Raw genomic sequence first — 1,150 nt, 5'->3', positions numbered from 1 at the left:
ATCGAGGACATTGTAGAAAAAAGCTCCGAATTGCGCGCCTGACAGCGCGACGCCAGCGTCGGTGACAATCTGGACAATGCGCTCCACGTCCAGCTCGGCTGCCACGGCGGCGGCAGTCGCATTCATCATCTGAAGCTGGTTCTCCACCCGCTTTCGCGCGGTAATATCCATGACGGTGCCGATGAAACGCACCGCGCGTCCGGACCGGAAAAGAGATTCGCCCGTTGCAGCTATCCAACGCTCCTTTCCGTCGCGCAGCCCGATCGTCCGATATTCGATGTCGTAGCGGGAAGACTCGCCCGGCGCGAGCGCCCGGCGTACGGCCTCATCCGCCCGTTCACGGTCTTCTGGATGGAGACCGGCCAGGAACGCGCTCTCATATGTCACCTCCGCCTCAGGTGGCAGACCGAAGAGAGCTTTGCATCGGTCGTCCCAACGCAGCACCCTTGTGATGGGATCATAGTCCCACGTTCCGATAGCGGCCGCATCGGTCGCTAGCCTTAGCCGCTCCTCGCTCGCTCGGGCAGCCTGTTCCGAGCGGACGCGCTCGATGTGAGCCCATGACCGCTCTGTCACCTCCGCCAGCAAGGACAGTTCGCGCTGCGACCAGACGCGGCGCTGCGTGTCGTGAACGGCCATTAGCGCAGCCAGCCGGCCTTGCTTGACCAAGGGCATGCAGATCGTTGCCGTTATGCCGATGTCCTGAAAGGTCTTTGCTTCCTCGGGCGCAATTTCCTCGAGATTGTCGTTGATGACGAGCGGCCGATTGGCGGTCAGATTGCCAACAGCGAGGCGACCGAAATCGGCAAGACTGTAGTATCCCCTGATGCTAGGCGAGCCAGGAGCGCTCCAGTCGCCGCGAATGGTGAAGTGGTCCTGGTCCGGCTCCATGTCAGCGTAGGCGCAAATCGAAACGCCTAGATGTTCGCCAAGTAGACGGGTGGTGACCTCCATGACAGCGTCGGCATCTGTCGCCGGGGATATCTCTCTGCCGAGGCGATCCAGAAAGGCCAGGCGCTCGGCATTTTCACGCAGGGCCTTCTCCGCACGAAGCCGTTCAATTGCGGTGCGCGTCCGGTCAGCCACTTCCGAAACCAGAGCAACCTCGGCCGGCGTCCAGTGTCTTGGCTCGGAGTGATTGAGGTACAAT

1 protein-coding gene is annotated in these 1,150 nt (G+C 61.6%); it reads right to left on the bottom strand.

The annotated features are described in order from the left end of the window. On the bottom strand, window positions 1–1,150 hold a 1,150-nt coding region (locus EOA22_RS34515; protein ID WP_127390659.1), incomplete at both ends, for a GAF domain-containing protein.

The sequence above is a fragment of the Mesorhizobium sp. M7A.F.Ca.US.014.04.1.1 genome (assembly GCF_003998745.1).
Lineage (GTDB): Bacteria > Pseudomonadota > Alphaproteobacteria > Rhizobiales > Rhizobiaceae > Mesorhizobium > Mesorhizobium ciceri.
Note: the sequence above shows the minus strand (reverse complement) of the source record. Positions and strands in the feature narration are given on the sequence as shown.